Raw genomic sequence first — 15,214 nt, forward strand, 5'->3', positions numbered from 1 at the left:
TTGGATTTTTGATTTTGGATTTTGGATTTTTGATTTTAGATTTTGGATTTTAGATTTTGGATTTTAGATTTTAGATTTTGGATTTTGGATTTTAGATTTTGGATTTTGGATTAATTAATTTTAGATAAGGAGAAATGTGATGAGAGTGGATTGGCTGATTGTAGGGGCTGGATATTCTGCATGCGTTCTTGCTGAAAGAATTGCCAACGAGTTAGGACAACAAGTACTAATTGTAGAAAAACGAGACCATATCGGTGGAAATGCCTATGACTATTACAACGAACATGGCATTTTGGTACACAAATACGGTCCTCATATTTTCCACACTAAATCGAAGAAAGTCTGGGATTACTTATCCCAGTTTACTGAATGGCGACCTTATTACCACCACGTACTTGCTGTAGTGGAAGGTAAGAAAGTTCCTTTACCATTTAATTTAAATACAATCTACGCTCTCTTTCCTCCCCGCTACGCTGAAAAGTTAGAGGAACAGCTTTTAGAACACTTTGGTTTTGGAGTGAAAGTGCCAATTCTGAAGTTGCGGGAAACTGCTGTTGGAGATTTGGAGTTTCTCGCTAACTACATTTATGAAAATGTCTTTGTCCGTTATACAGCTAAGCAGTGGGAACTAAAACCAGAGGATCTCGATCGCGGAGTCACAGGGCGCGTTCCAGTTTACATCAGCCGCGACAATCGCTACTTCCAAGATCCATACCAAGCAATGCCAAAGCACGGCTACACGGAAATGTTCCGCCGGATGCTGGCTCACCCCAACATCAAAGTACTTTTAAATGCAGACTATCGAGAAGTTATCAACGACATCAAATTCAACCGGATGGTTTACACTGGTCCCATTGATACCTTCTTTGATTATATGTATGGTGAGCTACCTTACCGCAGCTTGCGCTTTCATTTTGAAACACTAGACCAAGAGCATTACCAAGAAGTCGGTACAGTTAACTACCCTAACGACTACGATATCACACGTATTACCGAGCAAAAGTATTTATCGGGGCAAACTTCACCCAAGACGACATTGGTTATGGAGTACCCTCAAGCTTACGTACCTGGTAAAAACGATCCTTACTACCCTATTCCGCGTGAGGAAAACCGCGAGCGTTACGATCTCTATCTCAAAGAAGTTCAGAAGCTCAAAGGTACAGTCATTTTTGCCGGACGACTTGCCGAATACAAGTACTATGACATGGATCAAGCCGCATTACGAGCCTTAAGCTTGTTTGAGAAAGAGGTGGCTAATCCTATGCAGGAATAGTCAATAACACGATGCAAAATTGAAGGATGAATTTAACGATTTGTTTGAAATTATGAAATATAGTATTTTTGACTATCAAATTGCTATCTCTCTTTAGAGGTGTTGAATGCCTTAATTCCAAAGAAGGAGGAAGTAGCGCTGGTGTCTGACAAGGTGATTCGAGTTGAAAACCTGGGCAAAAAGTATATTCTGAGTCACCAGCACGAGGGAACTCAGTACAAGACTTTCCGTGATTTGATTGCTAATGGAGCAAGAGCACTGAGTCAAAAATTTTTGAAACCCTCGAAAAAGGAGACGTTTGATTTAGCCCGCGAGGAGTTTTGGGCTTTGAAGGATGTGTCCTTTGAAATTAACCAGGGCGATCGCATTGGTATCATAGGTCGAAATGGTGCAGGAAAATCAACACTCCTAAAAATTTTGAGTCGGATTACAGAACCGACACAAGGAACTATCCGAGTTAAAGGTCGAGTTGCTAGTTTATTGGAGGTTGGAACGGGTTTTCATCCAGAACTAACAGGTAAAGAAAATATTTTTTTGAACGGAGCAATCCTGGGAATGAGCAAGGCAGAAATTCAACATAAGTTTGATGAAATTGTTGCCTTTGCAGAAGTTGAAAAGTTTTTAGATACGCCAGTTAAACGTTATTCATCGGGAATGTACGTGCGATTGGCGTTTGCAGTTGCAGCCCATCTAGAACCAGAAATACTTATTGTAGATGAAGTGCTAGCAGTCGGAGATACACAATTTCAAAAGAAGTGTTTGGGAAAAATGGAGGATGTATCAGCTAAGGAGGGAAGGACAGTTTTATTTGTTAGCCATAGTATGAATGCGGTGGAGTCGCTTTGCAATCGAGGGATCGTGCTTGAGTCAGGTAAACTATATGTAGACACCGGAGCACAGGAGGCAATTAGCGCTTATTTAGAAAAAACGCACAAACTCATGCATGAAACTTCTCTAGCTGAACGAACAGATCGCAGAGGTTCTGGTAAAGTGAAAGCAATTAGCTTCAAAGTTTTAGATGCAGAAGAGAATGAAGTTAATACCTTACAGTCCGGTAAAGATTATTATTTTGAAGTTGGCTACCTCAATAATACAGGACACCCTCTGAGTAATGTTGTTTTTAGCTTTGATTTTTTAGATGAGAAAGGGAACACGATTTTATTGTTTCGGACTAATTTTACCAATGATAATATAACTGTAGAACCTGATGCAGGTTATGTCAGATGTAAGGTCAATAATTTACCACTAGCTAATGGTTCTTACCACTTTTTGATATTTCTTTCTCATGGCGAGCAAGAAATATTAGATTGGGTTGACGATGCAGCATCTATTAAGGTAGAAGGAGGAGACTTTTTCGGAACTGGAAACCCAGGATTGCCAAATAGTTGCAAGATTTTAGCAAAAGCTGAATGGTCTGCCCTACACGCTCCCCGAATTCTCTAGAACCCCGACTTCTTAAAGAAGTCGGGGTTCTAGACTAATAGGGAATCTTATAAACTTATCTTAAACATCAGAAGATATGATATAAATCCAAAGAATTGTGAAAAGATAGTTATTCAGGAGCTTGTCGAGCGCAAATTGTCAGAAATTGCAGAGTTATAAAATATTTATATCTAAATCAAGAACAATGCAAATTTCAGTGATTATTCCAACTTATAATCGATCGCATCTCCTCTTACAAGCTCTTAAAAGTCTGCAAGAGCAAACACTAAAAAGCTTTGAACTCTTGGTTGTTGATAACGCTGCTGACCTAAAAATTGAAAGTATGGTAGCAGACTTTAATCAAACGGCAAAAGTACTTGTTAAGTACGTTTCTGAACCTCAACTTGGATTACACAATGCTCGCCACGCTGGTGCAAATGCAGCAAAAGGTGATGTTTTAGTTTTCACAGATGATGATGCTACCTTTGATGCAAACTGGCTCCTGAGTTATGCTCAAGCTTTCTCAGAACATCCAGAAATGGTAGCTGCAGGTGGTCCAGTGCGCCCTGTCTGGGAAGCACCTCCTCCGCAGTGGTTGCTAGAGTACATGGGAGATTCTAAGATGTTCACCATACTGAGTCTTATGGAACCTTATGCTGAATTTCGTCTCGATCCCCAAGGGTTTTTCTTTGGAGTCAATATGGCAATTCGGCGAGATGTGTTATTCAAGATGGGCGGCTTTAATCCAGAAAGCTTTGGTGATATTTGGTTGGGAGATGGAGAAAGCGGGCTTAATCGCAAGCTATGGAAAGATAATTTGCTAGTTGGTTATGTACCAGATGCGATCGTTCATCATCATATTCCACCATCACGCATGACAGTTGATTACTTCTGTCGTCGTGTAGCTAATGAAGGAGCTTGTGATATGTATTCCTACTATCACAAAGCAATTCCAAATCGGCTTCATCTTCTAACGCACGTTGTTCAAATTGCAGTCAAGAATAAGTTTTGGCTAAAATCCCTACTAACTCAGAAACGAAACGCTCCGTCTGCTTTAGATATTAAACTCAATGCTGCTAGAAGCCAATCTCAAATTAAATATATTTTTCGATTAATATTCGATCGCGACTTTCAAAAATTAGTTCTGCGACAAAACTGGTTGTGCAATTAACTAAACTATAGCAAATTATTAGAAAGGAGAAATAATTGGATGAATAACACTAAAATTACATTCTTTATGATTGTGACCGATCGCGATGTAGTTATTGCGGATTATGCAGTCAGAAGCTATGCCAAGGTAAAGGGGATTCCGTTTAAACTACGCGTATATTCTAATTGGGTGAGTTCGGCTCTTAAAAAAAAGTATTTTTCTTCTTGGCGGAAATTTGAATTTGTAGAAATTGTAGAAAATGAATGGCAAACTGATGATAAAAAACCAATCGATCCTAAATTGGAAGGACCGTTTGAAAAATGTGCAACTATTTGGGATAGAGAATTAAAGAAAATTGAAACGCCGTATCATGCAACTGTAGATGCCGATTTTGAAATTTTAAATACAAAATTCATTCCAGTGATGTTGGAGCAACTGGAGAGAAACCCTAATTTAGTTGCAATTTCAACTGACTATTATCCAACCAATCCTGAATGCTATGATTCTTATTCTGATGAAGTTATCTGTCTAAATGAACGTTGGAATACTTGGTTTTGTATTTACAAGCAAAAAGCGCTACAGTGTAATGTCTCTCATGCGTACTATGAAGAAATAGTTTCTGGAACAGTCCGACGTAATGCTTGGGATGAAACTGCTTACTTTCAAAAGACTCTTAAGGATATTTACGGGTTTGATTTAGAGGTTTTAGATTTTAAATATCAGCCCTGCTTTATTCACTATGGTGCATTCAGTAAAAATGTAGCCATTGATGAAACAAATGTTGCCATTTATCGTCAGTTACAGATTCTTCGGAAGAATGGGCTGTTTGGCAACCGCGACACTATTACAAAAAAAATGGCTGAAAAGTTAGACAAAATTATCTTTGGTCGAGTAGATAGAACAAAGTATGTAGATGGTTGGGGTAAGGATAGAGATGAAAATAACAAATTATTAGAAGCTAAATAGAAAATGAAGTCTGTTTTCCCACAATAAACAATTAGATTAATGAGGTTAGTTGGCCATGCTTGAAGAAATTCGTTACCATAATGAACTCCTAGCTCTGATTATTTCTCGTGATTTTAACAAGCCAGGAATTCACTTTTTCACGCCGAACGAACTATCTCAGCAGTTGGCGTATATGCGCCATCCGGTGGGTAAAGTCATCGAACCCCATGTCCACAACCCCGTAACCCGTGAAGTGCAATACACTCAGGAAGTCTTATTTATCAAAAAAGGTAAGCTGCGTGTAGACTTTTACAATACACAGCAGCAATATCTAGAAAGCCGCATCTTAGAATCTGGAGATGTTATTCTTTTAGTGGCTGGTGGTCATGGTTTTGAGGTGTTAGAAGAAATTGAAATGATAGAAGTCAAACAAGGTCCCTATGTCGGCGAGCAAGACAAAACCAGATTTAGCGGGATCGCTTCTACAGAGACTAAAATAGTTCAGCTAGCAAACCAATGACAAATGACTTTTGACAAATGACTTTTGACAAATGACTTTTGACAAATGACCAATGACAAACATAGAGCCAATTCCAGTTAACCAACCACTACTAGATGGTAACGAAAAGAAGTACTTATTGGAATGCATTGAAACCGGGTGGATTTCTTCTGAGGGACCATTTGTCAAAAAATTTGAAGAACAATTTGCCGCTCGTATGGGGCGCAAGTATGGTATAGCTGTCAGCAATGGTTCTGTTGCTCTTGACGCCGCAGTTGCAGCACTGGAAATTCAACCGGGCGATGAGGTCATTTTACCTACGTTTACAATTATTTCTTGTGCAGCTGCGATCGCCCGCAGTGGTGCTGTCCCTGTTGTGGTAGACTGTGACCCCGATACCTGGAATATGGATGTCAGCCAGATTGAGGACAAAATTACCGCAAAAACAAAAGCTTTAATGGTGGTTCACATCTACGGGCTTCCTGTAGATATGGAACCATTGTTAGCATTAGCTGACAAATACGGGCTGCAAGTCATTGAAGATGCAGCAGAAATGCACGGTCAAACCTATAAAGGACAACCCTGCGGCAGTTTCGGTGCTATCAGTACATTCAGTTTCTACCCGAACAAGCATATCACAACTGGTGAGGGAGGAATGCTACTGACCGATGACGATCGCCTAGCACAGCGCTGTCGTTCTTTACGCAATTTGTGTTTCCAACCCCAAAAACGTTTTGTCCATGAAGAATTAGGTTGGAATATGCGGATGACAAATTTACAAGCAGCGCTTGGAGTTGCTCAATTAGAGCGATTGGACGAATTTGTTGTTCGTAAAAGGTACATCGGACAACGCTACACGGAACTCTTATCAGATGTACCTGGTTTACAACTTCCCTTACCACAAACAGGCTATGCAGACAACATCTATTGGGTATATGGTGTTGTTTTAAAAAATGAAGTACCTTTTGATGCTGAGGAAGCAATGCGACGCTTAGCTCAGTTAAAAATTGGGACTCGTCCTTTTTTCTGGCCCATGCACGAGCAGCCCGTGTTCCGAAACATGGGATTATTTGATGGCGTGTCTTGCCCTGTTTCAGAAAAGATAGCCCGTCGTGGGATGTATATTCCTAGTGGAATGGCACTAACAGATGAACAGATTTCTCAGGTAGCAAAATCCCTTAAGGAGATTTTGACATGAATGTATTTGGTAACTACGCTCGTTACTACGATTTACTCTACCGTGATAAAGACTACGTTGGAGAAGCCCAATTTATTCGTCAGTTACTGCAAATTCATGCATCTGATGCGATCTCTATTTTGGAGTTAGGTTGTGGTACGGGGCTCCATGCTGTCCTCCTAGCAAAAGAGGGGTATCAGGTTCATGGCGTGGATATCAGTACACAAATGCTAGAGATATCGCAATCTCGTCTTGCACAACTACCTTTAGACATAGCTTCAAGATTAAAATTTTCCCAAGGAGATATACGTTTGTTTCGCACGAAGCAGCAGTTTGATGCGATCGTTTCGCTGTTTCATGTGGTAAGCTATCAAACAACCAATAAAGCACTCCAAGCAACTTTTGCTACAGTCAAATCTCATCTCAAGCCTGGAGGAGTGTTTATTTTTGATGCTTGGTACGGCCCTGCTGTGTTAAGCGATCGTCCCACTACTCGGATTAAACGACTAGAGGATGAAGAAGTCACAATTACCAGAATTGCTGAACCTGTAATGTATGCTAATGAGAATTTGGTGGATGTTAACTATCAAATTTTCATCAAGGATAAAAACAGCGGTGTGCTTGAAGAACTACAGGAAACTCACTGTATGCGTTATTTGTTTAAGCCAGAAATAGAGTTGCTACTGCAGCAATTTCAGATGGAGTTACTCGAATATCGGGAGTGGATGAGCGATCGAGAACCAGGATTTGATACTTGGGGAGTTTACTTTGTAGTGAGAATTTAGATGAAAGTTGGTATATTTGTTGGGACTCAAATTCCAGAACTAGGTGGGGGTTACACATTTGAAAGCCAAGTCCTTGAAGCTTTATTAAAGCTATCACCTAGCAGTTATCACCAATTTACATTATATACCTTTACTCAGACAATTCCCAAACACATATCATCCCCCTATATTCAAGTGATTTCTCTACCTAGTGCTTTTAAAAAGCGCACTTTAAAAGAGCGGTTACTTTCTAAAATGTCCGAAGTCTCATCTGCGATCGCAAGATTAGATCGGACGCAAAACCAATTTTATCTTGAAGTCGGTGAAAAGTTTATCTTAGATTCTTTAACAAAAAATGGCATTGATATAACCTTATCTCTGTCACCTTCATGCCCGACGATGGAATTACCCTATATTACTATAGTTTGGGATTTACAACATCAAATACAACCCTATTTTCCAGAAGTTAGTCTAGCAGGAGAGTGGGAAGAACGGGAAAAGAAATATACGACAATGTTAAAACGAGCTTCCTACATTCTTACAGGAACGCAGACAGGTAAAGCAGAAATCGAAAAATTTTACCAAGTACCAGCAGCAAGAATTAAAGTTTTGCCTCTTCCTACACCCCTCTTTACATTAAATTCTCTCCCAAGCAATGATGAAGAAATTTTAAAAAAGTATAACATTCCCGATAATTATTTGTTTTACCCAGCTCAATTTTGGCCGCATAAAAACCATGTTAACTTGCTGTTAGCAGTCAAATTGCTGCGTGATAAATATAACTTAAATTTCCCAGTAGTCTTTGTTGGTTCCGATAAAGGAAACCAGCCATATATTAAGCAGAAAGTGATTGAACTAGACCTGTCTCAACAAGTACATTTTCTAGGCTTCGTTCCGCAAGAACACTTAGTTGCTCTCTACCGCAAAGCATTTGCACTGACGTTCATGACATTTTTCGGTCCTGATAACTTACCTCCAATAGAAGCTTTTGCGCTCTCGTGCCCGGTAGTAGCCTCAAATGTATCTGGGGCAGAAGAACAGCTAGGAGATACGGCTTTGTTAGTCGCACCAACTAACACAGAACAAATTGCTTTAGCTATCAAATCTATTTGGGATGACAACAACCTGCGTCAAACCCTCATACAACGCGGATTGATACGAGCGACTCAGTGGACTACGGAAGATTATGTCAAAGGTATTTTTTCTATCTTAGACGAATTTGAGGCTATTCGACACTGCTGGAGTAGCACGCTACCGATGTTCTAATTTAAAACATCTAGATTATTTTTTGGTTTTTCTTTAAAAAAAGTTTAAAAGATGTTTATGTGCTGAAAAGCTTATTAGAAAAGGATTTGAGAAGTTGATAATTTCAAATTTAAACTTCAAATTTTTATTTACATCGGTAATTACGGTTGCGATCGCAGTCGTTCACCTTTAATCTATACCAGTTAGGCGAGTGGTGCTGTGTTCTCTGTAGCAAACAATTAGTATTGTTTGTCTGACTTAGGCTGATTTGTACAGCGCCTATATCCTGTCAAATTCATTGTTCAGGGTGTAGCCTCTACCACATTTGGATTATGAGAATTCACCAAGTGTGAGTTTCAACAAACCATGAGTTCAGTAAAAGAGGCAAATGATTATTTTCGACCCTATTACCGTTACCGCCATTAGCTATGCACTGAATAGCAACACCGCAATTAGCTTTAATACTCAAAATTCATCAAGCTTGAGCGTGAGAGAAGGTAACAAGAATTTCACCGCCCAAGCAACCCCAGCGACCCCAAACACTAACTGCGGTCCCGGTCAACCACGAGACAAGCACTCCTGGCCCTTCGCATGTGACAGTATTTGGAATGTACCAATTGGCTCGAATGCGAATTATGTTGATGCCAATATTGGTTCAAAGGGGGCTGGAGTTGACACTGACTGGTTTGTTGTGACCAAAGAGACTGACCAATTGCAAAATGTCTATATGGTAGGTGGTTGGGACAAAAATCGCTGCACTGGCACTGTACCCCAGGAACAGGCGCAGTGGCATCCCAAAGCTGGAGAGCAATTGAGGGTTCCTCACGATTTAATCATTCCAGATGCAAGACCGGGTTTCACTCCAAACCACTCCTCAGCATTTTTGAAACCAGATGGCAGAACTTTAGTGTCGTTTAACGTGACCACGCGATGTGAAAAGGGTGGTCCTCTTTACGGCTACTGGTTTGGAGAGCAAGATATCTATGGCGATGGCCTTGGTGGTGGACATGGTGGCTCGGCAATGTCCAGCGTTGGTGGTAGTATTCGTAAAGGCGAGTTACTAGGCGAAAATCCTATTCGTCACGCACTCAAGCTAGTGATTTGGGGCAAGTGGTTGCACTACAATGCCTCATCACCTACCCCAGGTTACCGCTGGCCAGCTCGTGTTGCTGATGCCTATGCATCCAATCAGTACAAAGGCTCTAACCCAGCGCTAGTGATGGGTTCTTTGTTAGCTGTTCCACCTCATGTCTCAGCAGAAAGCTTGGGACTGACCACCAAAGCAGGCAAAAAGATTTTCCAGGCAATGCAAGACTATGGAACTTACATCGTTGACGATTCAGGCTGGGATTTTAACTACATCTGCTTGGACAGAGAAGCCGAAGAAGAATATGAAAAAGTCACGGGACGTCACTTCAACGATGATAAAGACCTCCAAGCTGACATGACAAAAATTATTGGTGCTTTAAAAGTTGTGGACAACAACGCATCAAACAACATTGGTGGAGGTGGTATACCCCGCCAAGCGTTGGCACCACCTATTGGAAATTAACAGTGACCAGTGACCAGTAGAGTGGGCTGTCACCTCGTTCCCAGGCTCTGCCTGGGAATGCCATACAGGAGGCTCCGCCTCCACTATGGCGAGGGTCTGCGTACTCTGCGCCTGGAGTGGTTAAATAAATTACTTTGAAACCGCTCCAGGCGCTGAGAGCACAGAGAAAAGAGTGGACTATATAGGCATCCTGCCAGTTTTTTGATTGGCTATCTTCAGATACTGAATTCGTGAAAAGCAGTGTGTAAAGTAGAGGTAGAAGCTTCAAAAAAACAACCTGCTCTTCAAGAAAAAGTGATATGCACGATAGCATGGGAATTATTGAACCATTCAAAGACGGATTTGTAGAAATTATTCCTGAAGGCGAGAAAAGCGACTACTGGCAAATAGCAGCAATACACATTAACGGAGAGGTATTTTGTCCCAGCCCTCGCATATACCCATCCACGAATGTAGCACTAGCAAGAGCGCGAAAAATTTACAATTGGATATGCGATCGCGAAATCGAAACTCTCGGTTCGGGATGTTACTGCGAGGAATTAAACATTCTTCTATGGCGTGTTAACAAAAATCAGTAATCGGTGACCAGTAACTGCTTACTGGTTACTGGTCAGGTGTTAAACCAAGCCGTCCCTTTGTTTTCAAAACCAAGCCTATTGCCACTATTAACATAGGAATGACCAAATGAATTTCTGTTAATAGATAAACTGTATAGCTATCTGATAAGATTTCACCAGCCAATCTAACAGAATCATTTGAGATACCGTGCATGGCGATCGCAATAATTGTCATGCCTCCAACTTGATTAAAGAAAAACGTCATGATGATGGAAAGTAAGACAAACTTAATCATTAGAATGAAAAAAAGTTTTAGGGCATTTTCAAATCCATAGAAGAAGATGTCAAATTTTACAGGAATATGCCATCCAAACCACATGAGTCCCAGTACAATGGAAGCTTTTAGGGGATTGAAGCGGCTTTGCAGTAAAGGTAGGGTGAATCCTCGCCAACCATTTTCTTCAAAGACTGCACCAGCATCTAGAAACATAGCAATCAAAAAGCCAACCAAAAAGTCACTGGAAAATAAGTTAACATTCCACGTAAAGTCACCAGGAGCAAGAACAATCTGATTCAATGCACCAGTTGCTAAATTCATAGCACTAAAAGTGAACAGACAGGTTCCCCAAACTGAGATAGTATGTTGCCATTTCATTCCCTTTTTCCCAAAACGAAAGCGATTTTTGAGGTCTGCCAAACCTTTTTGTCCGTAGGCTATTTTGACAACAACCAAAACAGTAATATCAACTGATGCAACTGATACAAGAGAAAGCACAACTCCAAAAGAGGCTTCGGGTGCTGCTAATATAACCCGAACAGCAGTGACAAGATCGGTATTGAATTGCAATCCAGCTTTCTCAAAAGCCTTCATGAGTCCAGCGTCAGCCCCTATCAGTATAGAAATTAAAAGAGTAGCTACCACAATCAAAATGGAAATTATATAAAACCACGTCAGTGGATGGTGTTGAATATTCTTTTCAAGAGCGTAAAGTTTTTTCATATCTTTACAAAGTCAGTGTACTTAGTCAACACCGTAGCAAGATGAAGTTTTTAGATACCATGAGTGCTGTCATGAATTCACATGACAAATGTCATATAAGAACTTAAGCAAAATCGCTTACTGTGGTTTTAGTATCCTTCAATCTTTGTTACTCTTACTATGAAGCTGGGTATAACTACTACTCCATCCTTCCGCTTAATTTTGCGTTACATCGAGTGGATAATGATTTTGGGAGTGAGTTTAGGATTTATACTAGATGGAACGTTTCAAATCTCAGCGACTACGTCTCTACAGGTGATTTTGTGTCTTGTAGCATATACATTGTTAAGTTTAATCTTTCCAATTAACCGTCCGCTTTGGCAAAGGCAAATCTATGTAATTTCAGGGATTATATTAGCATTATTTATAAGATTTATAGGAATTGGAATTGAGTTATTTTTATATTTTTACATTGCTAAAAGCTGCTTTTTGCTCAATCGTAAATTTCTGATAATGACTGTTGCCTTAACCATAATTGTAGGAGTATTCGTATTTGTTTGGTCGCTACCTGAAGCTGCTCGGTTGAGTTTGGGCTTGTGTGCTAATTTAAGCGAGCGCCAACAACTCCAACATATCATCTTGCGGTATTTATCAGATAATCTCGTTGTCACGACCTTTATTATTGCTTTTAGCTTCATAGTCATTGCAGAACAAAAAAGCCGAAAACGTGCAGAAAACTTAGCCGAGCAAGTAGAAACGCTCTCTCGGACACTCGAACGTACTGAAATTGCGCGTGACATTCATGACTCTCTGGGGCATAGTCTAACAAACCTCAACAGTCGCTTAGCTGTAGCGCAACAGCAACTGCGGCAAAATGATATAGTTCAAGTTAGCCAAACCATAGATATGGCTAAATTTCTTGCCAATCAATGCATTGAAGAAGTCAATCAATCACTCAAAACGATGCGACAATCTGACTTTGACCTCAATCAAGCTCTAACAACCTTAGTCGAACAACTTCGGTACGATCGGGCTTTGAGCGTTCAATGGGAGATTAACTTACCAAAATTACCATTGCAAATTAGCTACCATATTTATTACATCGTCAAAGAAGCACTCATTAATACTCAAAAACATGGTCGTGCCTCTCAAGTTTGTTTCTGGGGTTTGTCTCAACCAGAAGGCATTCTTTTGAAATTAGAAGATGATGGTCAAGGGTTCAATCCCGAACAAACTCATTTTGGTTTTGGATTGCGAGGAATTGAAGAACGAGTCCAACTGCTAGGCGGGAAGTTAACTATTCATAGTGCGCCAAACTTAGGTACGCAAATTCACATAAGAATTCCAAATTAAAGCAGTTTTCACCTAAATGAACCACACCGTTTGTAGGGGCGCAAGGCAAGAGCGCCCCTACGACTAAGATTGTTTATGCTAGGGCTAGTCACTGTATAATACATATCCTGTTATGATTCGCCTATTAGTTGTAGATGACCAAGATATATATCGGCAAGACTTAGCCACATTGTTATCTGCTGAAGCAGATTTTCATGTAGTTGGACAAGCAAGTCACGGACAAGAGGCGATTGCCCTGACTCAACACCTGCGTCCTGATGTAACTTTGATGGATGTAAGAATGCCAATTTGTGATGGGGTTACAGCAACTCGCGAAATTATTCTGCGGTATCCTTGGATAAGGATTTTAGTCCTAACGACGTTTGATGATGATGAGTACGTTTCGCAGTCCTTACAAGCAGGGGCGTTAGGTTACTTATTGAAACATACACCCATAGAACAGATTGCGCTCGCAATTCGTTCAGTTTATTTGGGGTACTGTCACCTTGGACCAACTATTGCTCCCAAAATTGTTCAGCAGTTAAAACCTAGCCTCTCGCACTCAAAAAGTAAATATTGCCACTTGCTCAGTCAACGCGAACAGGAAGTCTTAAAATTAATGGGACAGGGAAAAAACAATCGAGAGATTGCTCGAGAACTTTATTTAACAGAAGGAACTGTTAGAAATTATGTCTCTCAAATTTTTAACCAGTTAGGAGTTCGCGATCGAGTTCAAGCAGTGCTTTGGGCACAACAACATCTGCTTGATTAGCTTGCTTTGCTTTTGTATTAAAACTGATAATATTTCCTTCTGTGGTCTACCTTTCTTCGGTATCCGCGATCGCATTTTAGCAATCCTAACAGAGGAATCCTTGCGAAGGATGAAACCAAGGAATCCAAGACGCATAATCAGCTGGAAGCAGGCGTGTGTGTGCGTCTGTTTTTACCATGAGGTGATTTTTATGAAGCTCGATGATTCCAAATCTGTGTGCGTGGATGAGGCAAAGAAAGTGGTATGGCAAGTACTTTTGGAACTTCCTGGAAGGCAACATGGTGCCTCAGCAGTCTCCAATTTATTCGCTACTCTCTCAACTTTCTTCTCGCATGACTGTAAATGGCACGTAGCACATCCCGTGAATGAAGTACTTGGCAGCGATATCCTTCCGAAGCTTTGGCAACCATTGCTCTCGGCAATGCCAGATCTTGACAGACGTAGCGACATCTTTATTGGTAATACCTCGCGTATTGAAGACTGTGAGACAGTTTGGGTTGCAGTTACAGGGCATTATGTTGGTACGTTCCAACGCTCTCTGTTCGGCATTTCCCCCACATTACAAGCTGCAACATTGCGTTTTGGCGAGTTCTACCGTATGGAAGGTTCCCGCATCGTAGAATGCTACGTGTTGCTCGACTTCATCGATTTAATGCGTCAAGCGAATTGCTTTGTGCTGCCGCCCAGTCGTGGCATTGAAGGACTGTCACCTGGACCGCAGTTCCACGATGGTTTGCTTCGTACTGTCTCTCCTTTACACGAAACAGAAGCCAGCCTCGAACTAGTAGAAGCGATGATTTTTGGAGGCTTGAGTCGGTTCGACGGTGCAGATATCAGGAGTATGGGCATGGAACTTTATTGGCACCCGCATATGATGTGGTACGGGCCTAGTGGTATCGGTACTGCACGGGGGATTGAGGGCTTTGAGGGCAACCATCAACGTCCATTCCTTCATGCTTTTCCAGATCGGCAGGGTGGCAATCATCGTGCTCGCATTGCCGATGGAAAATTTGTAGCTTCGACAGGATGGCCGAGTGTTTATGCTACGCATAGAGGGGAGTATTTAGGAGTGTCGGCGACAAACCGTCCTGTCACCATGCGCGTGATGGATTGGTGGCGGCGGGAAAAATCGTTACTGATTGAGAACTGGGTTTTTATTGATATACCGCATTTGATGCTGCAAATGGATGTGGATTTGTTTGAGCGTTGAATAAAACTCACGCAGAGACGCAAAGGAGCTAAGAATTTAAGAAACTTTTATGATGGTTCTGCTGCCGGACATAATACTACGTCCTTCGGTCAGCACTTAAAAAAGTTCATCTGCGTACATCCGCGTTCATCTGCGGTTTCTTAACTAAGTTGTCGGAGCTATTACGTATATATACTATATATAAAATAATATAATACTTTCTAAAAAGATGTCTTTGCGGAAATTTTAGTAGAATTTATTACTCAATATAGCAAGGTTTGGGAGAGCGGAATCTTAACTCTTCTATCCTTGAAAATATTGTTATAAAAGGATTTGAAACTAGATTGCTAGAGAAATC

14 protein-coding genes are annotated in these 15,214 nt (G+C 40.8%); 13 read left to right on the forward strand and 1 reads right to left on the reverse strand.

The features are described from left to right. The first annotated feature begins 139 nt into the window (after positions 1–139). From glf to F7734_RS44745, 10 genes are all read left to right on the forward strand, one after another. Entirely contained in the window at positions 140–1,273 is a 1,134-nt protein-coding gene (glf, locus tag F7734_RS44695; RefSeq protein WP_155750800.1) for a UDP-galactopyranose mutase, read from the forward strand. A 141-nt stretch (positions 1,274–1,414) separates the two neighbouring features. Continuing rightward, on the forward strand, positions 1,415–2,716 hold the full coding sequence (locus F7734_RS44700) for an ABC transporter ATP-binding protein (RefSeq protein WP_166482531.1): 1,302 nt from the start codon (positions 1,415–1,417) through the stop codon (positions 2,714–2,716). Between the two features lie 184 nt (positions 2,717–2,900). Further along, on the forward strand, positions 2,901–3,866 hold the full coding sequence (locus F7734_RS44710) for a glycosyltransferase family 2 protein (RefSeq protein ID WP_155750801.1): 966 nt from the start codon (positions 2,901–2,903) through the stop codon (positions 3,864–3,866). A 39-nt stretch (positions 3,867–3,905) separates the two neighbouring features. Continuing rightward, a complete protein-coding gene (locus tag F7734_RS44715) occupies positions 3,906–4,811 on the forward strand; it encodes a hypothetical protein (protein ID WP_155750802.1) in 906 nt (301 codons plus the stop codon). 55 nt (positions 4,812–4,866) lie between these two features. Next, the gene (locus F7734_RS44720) at positions 4,867–5,310 is read left to right on the forward strand and encodes a hypothetical protein (RefSeq protein WP_155750803.1); all 444 of its coding nucleotides are present in this window, start codon (positions 4,867–4,869) and stop codon (positions 5,308–5,310) included. Positions 5,311–5,362: 52 nt separating this feature from the next. Next, positions 5,363–6,487: a DegT/DnrJ/EryC1/StrS family aminotransferase gene (locus tag F7734_RS44725; RefSeq protein ID WP_155750804.1), complete on the forward strand. Its 1,125-nt coding sequence runs from the start codon at positions 5,363–5,365 to the stop codon at positions 6,485–6,487. Then, positions 6,484–7,251 (forward strand): class I SAM-dependent methyltransferase, encoded by a 768-nt coding sequence (locus F7734_RS44730; protein ID WP_155750805.1) that lies wholly within the window; start codon positions 6,484–6,486, stop codon positions 7,249–7,251. Before F7734_RS44725 ends, F7734_RS44730 begins: the two co-directional genes overlap by 4 nt. Continuing rightward, positions 7,252–8,496 carry a glycosyltransferase family 1 protein gene (locus F7734_RS44735; RefSeq protein WP_155750806.1) on the forward strand — a complete coding sequence of 415 codons (1,245 nt, stop codon included), beginning with the start codon at positions 7,252–7,254 and terminating at the stop codon, positions 8,494–8,496. A gap of 367 nt (positions 8,497–8,863) precedes the next feature. Further along, positions 8,864–10,027, forward strand: coding sequence for a hypothetical protein (locus F7734_RS44740; RefSeq protein WP_155750807.1), 1,164 nt, complete (start codon positions 8,864–8,866; stop codon positions 10,025–10,027). A 299-nt stretch (positions 10,028–10,326) separates the two neighbouring features. Continuing rightward, positions 10,327–10,605, forward strand: a complete 279-nt coding sequence (locus F7734_RS44745) for a hypothetical protein (RefSeq protein ID WP_155750808.1) — start codon at positions 10,327–10,329, stop codon at positions 10,603–10,605. Between the two features lie 25 nt (positions 10,606–10,630). Here the strand turns inward: F7734_RS44745 and F7734_RS44750 are convergent, their stop codons facing one another. Continuing rightward, a complete protein-coding gene (locus F7734_RS44750) occupies positions 10,631–11,584 on the reverse strand; it encodes a CPBP family intramembrane glutamic endopeptidase (RefSeq protein ID WP_243147414.1) in 954 nt (317 codons plus the stop codon). A 159-nt stretch (positions 11,585–11,743) separates the two neighbouring features. Between F7734_RS44750 and F7734_RS44755 the strand changes: the two genes are divergently transcribed. The 3 genes from F7734_RS44755 (at position 11,744) to F7734_RS44765 (ending at position 14,877) form a co-directional block, all read left to right on the forward strand. Next, the gene (locus tag F7734_RS44755) at positions 11,744–12,916 is read left to right on the forward strand and encodes a sensor histidine kinase (protein WP_155750809.1); all 1,173 of its coding nucleotides are present in this window, start codon (positions 11,744–11,746) and stop codon (positions 12,914–12,916) included. A 112-nt stretch (positions 12,917–13,028) separates the two neighbouring features. Continuing rightward, positions 13,029–13,667 (forward strand): response regulator transcription factor, encoded by a 639-nt coding sequence (locus tag F7734_RS44760; protein ID WP_155750810.1) that lies wholly within the window; start codon positions 13,029–13,031, stop codon positions 13,665–13,667. Between the two features lie 190 nt (positions 13,668–13,857). Then, complete coding sequence (locus F7734_RS44765; protein ID WP_166482530.1) at positions 13,858–14,877, forward strand: ester cyclase; 1,020 nt, start codon at positions 13,858–13,860, stop codon at positions 14,875–14,877. The last annotated feature ends 337 nt before the right edge of the window (positions 14,878–15,214 follow it).

It is taken from the genome of Scytonema sp. UIC 10036 (genome assembly GCF_009725235.1).

Coding starts and splice junctions, on each gene's coding strand:
- F7734_RS44765 (WP_166482530.1), top strand. CDS start 13,858: ATGAAGCTCGATGATTCCAAATCTGTGTGCGTGGATGAGGCAAAGAAA.
- F7734_RS44750 (WP_243147414.1), bottom strand. CDS start 11,584: ATGAAAAAACTTTACGCTCTTGAAAAGAATATTCAACACCATCCACTG.
- F7734_RS44735 (WP_155750806.1), top strand. CDS start 7,252: ATGAAAGTTGGTATATTTGTTGGGACTCAAATTCCAGAACTAGGTGGG.
- glf (WP_155750800.1), top strand. CDS start 140: ATGAGAGTGGATTGGCTGATTGTAGGGGCTGGATATTCTGCATGCGTT.
- F7734_RS44730 (WP_155750805.1), top strand. CDS start 6,484: ATGAATGTATTTGGTAACTACGCTCGTTACTACGATTTACTCTACCGT.
- F7734_RS44710 (WP_155750801.1), top strand. CDS start 2,901: ATGCAAATTTCAGTGATTATTCCAACTTATAATCGATCGCATCTCCTC.
- F7734_RS44725 (WP_155750804.1), top strand. CDS start 5,363: ATGACAAACATAGAGCCAATTCCAGTTAACCAACCACTACTAGATGGT.
- F7734_RS44745 (WP_155750808.1), top strand. CDS start 10,327: ATGCACGATAGCATGGGAATTATTGAACCATTCAAAGACGGATTTGTA.
- F7734_RS44755 (WP_155750809.1), top strand. CDS start 11,744: ATGAAGCTGGGTATAACTACTACTCCATCCTTCCGCTTAATTTTGCGT.
- F7734_RS44760 (WP_155750810.1), top strand. CDS start 13,029: ATGATTCGCCTATTAGTTGTAGATGACCAAGATATATATCGGCAAGAC.
- F7734_RS44715 (WP_155750802.1), top strand. CDS start 3,906: ATGAATAACACTAAAATTACATTCTTTATGATTGTGACCGATCGCGAT.
- F7734_RS44720 (WP_155750803.1), top strand. CDS start 4,867: ATGCTTGAAGAAATTCGTTACCATAATGAACTCCTAGCTCTGATTATT.
- F7734_RS44740 (WP_155750807.1), top strand. CDS start 8,864: ATGATTATTTTCGACCCTATTACCGTTACCGCCATTAGCTATGCACTG.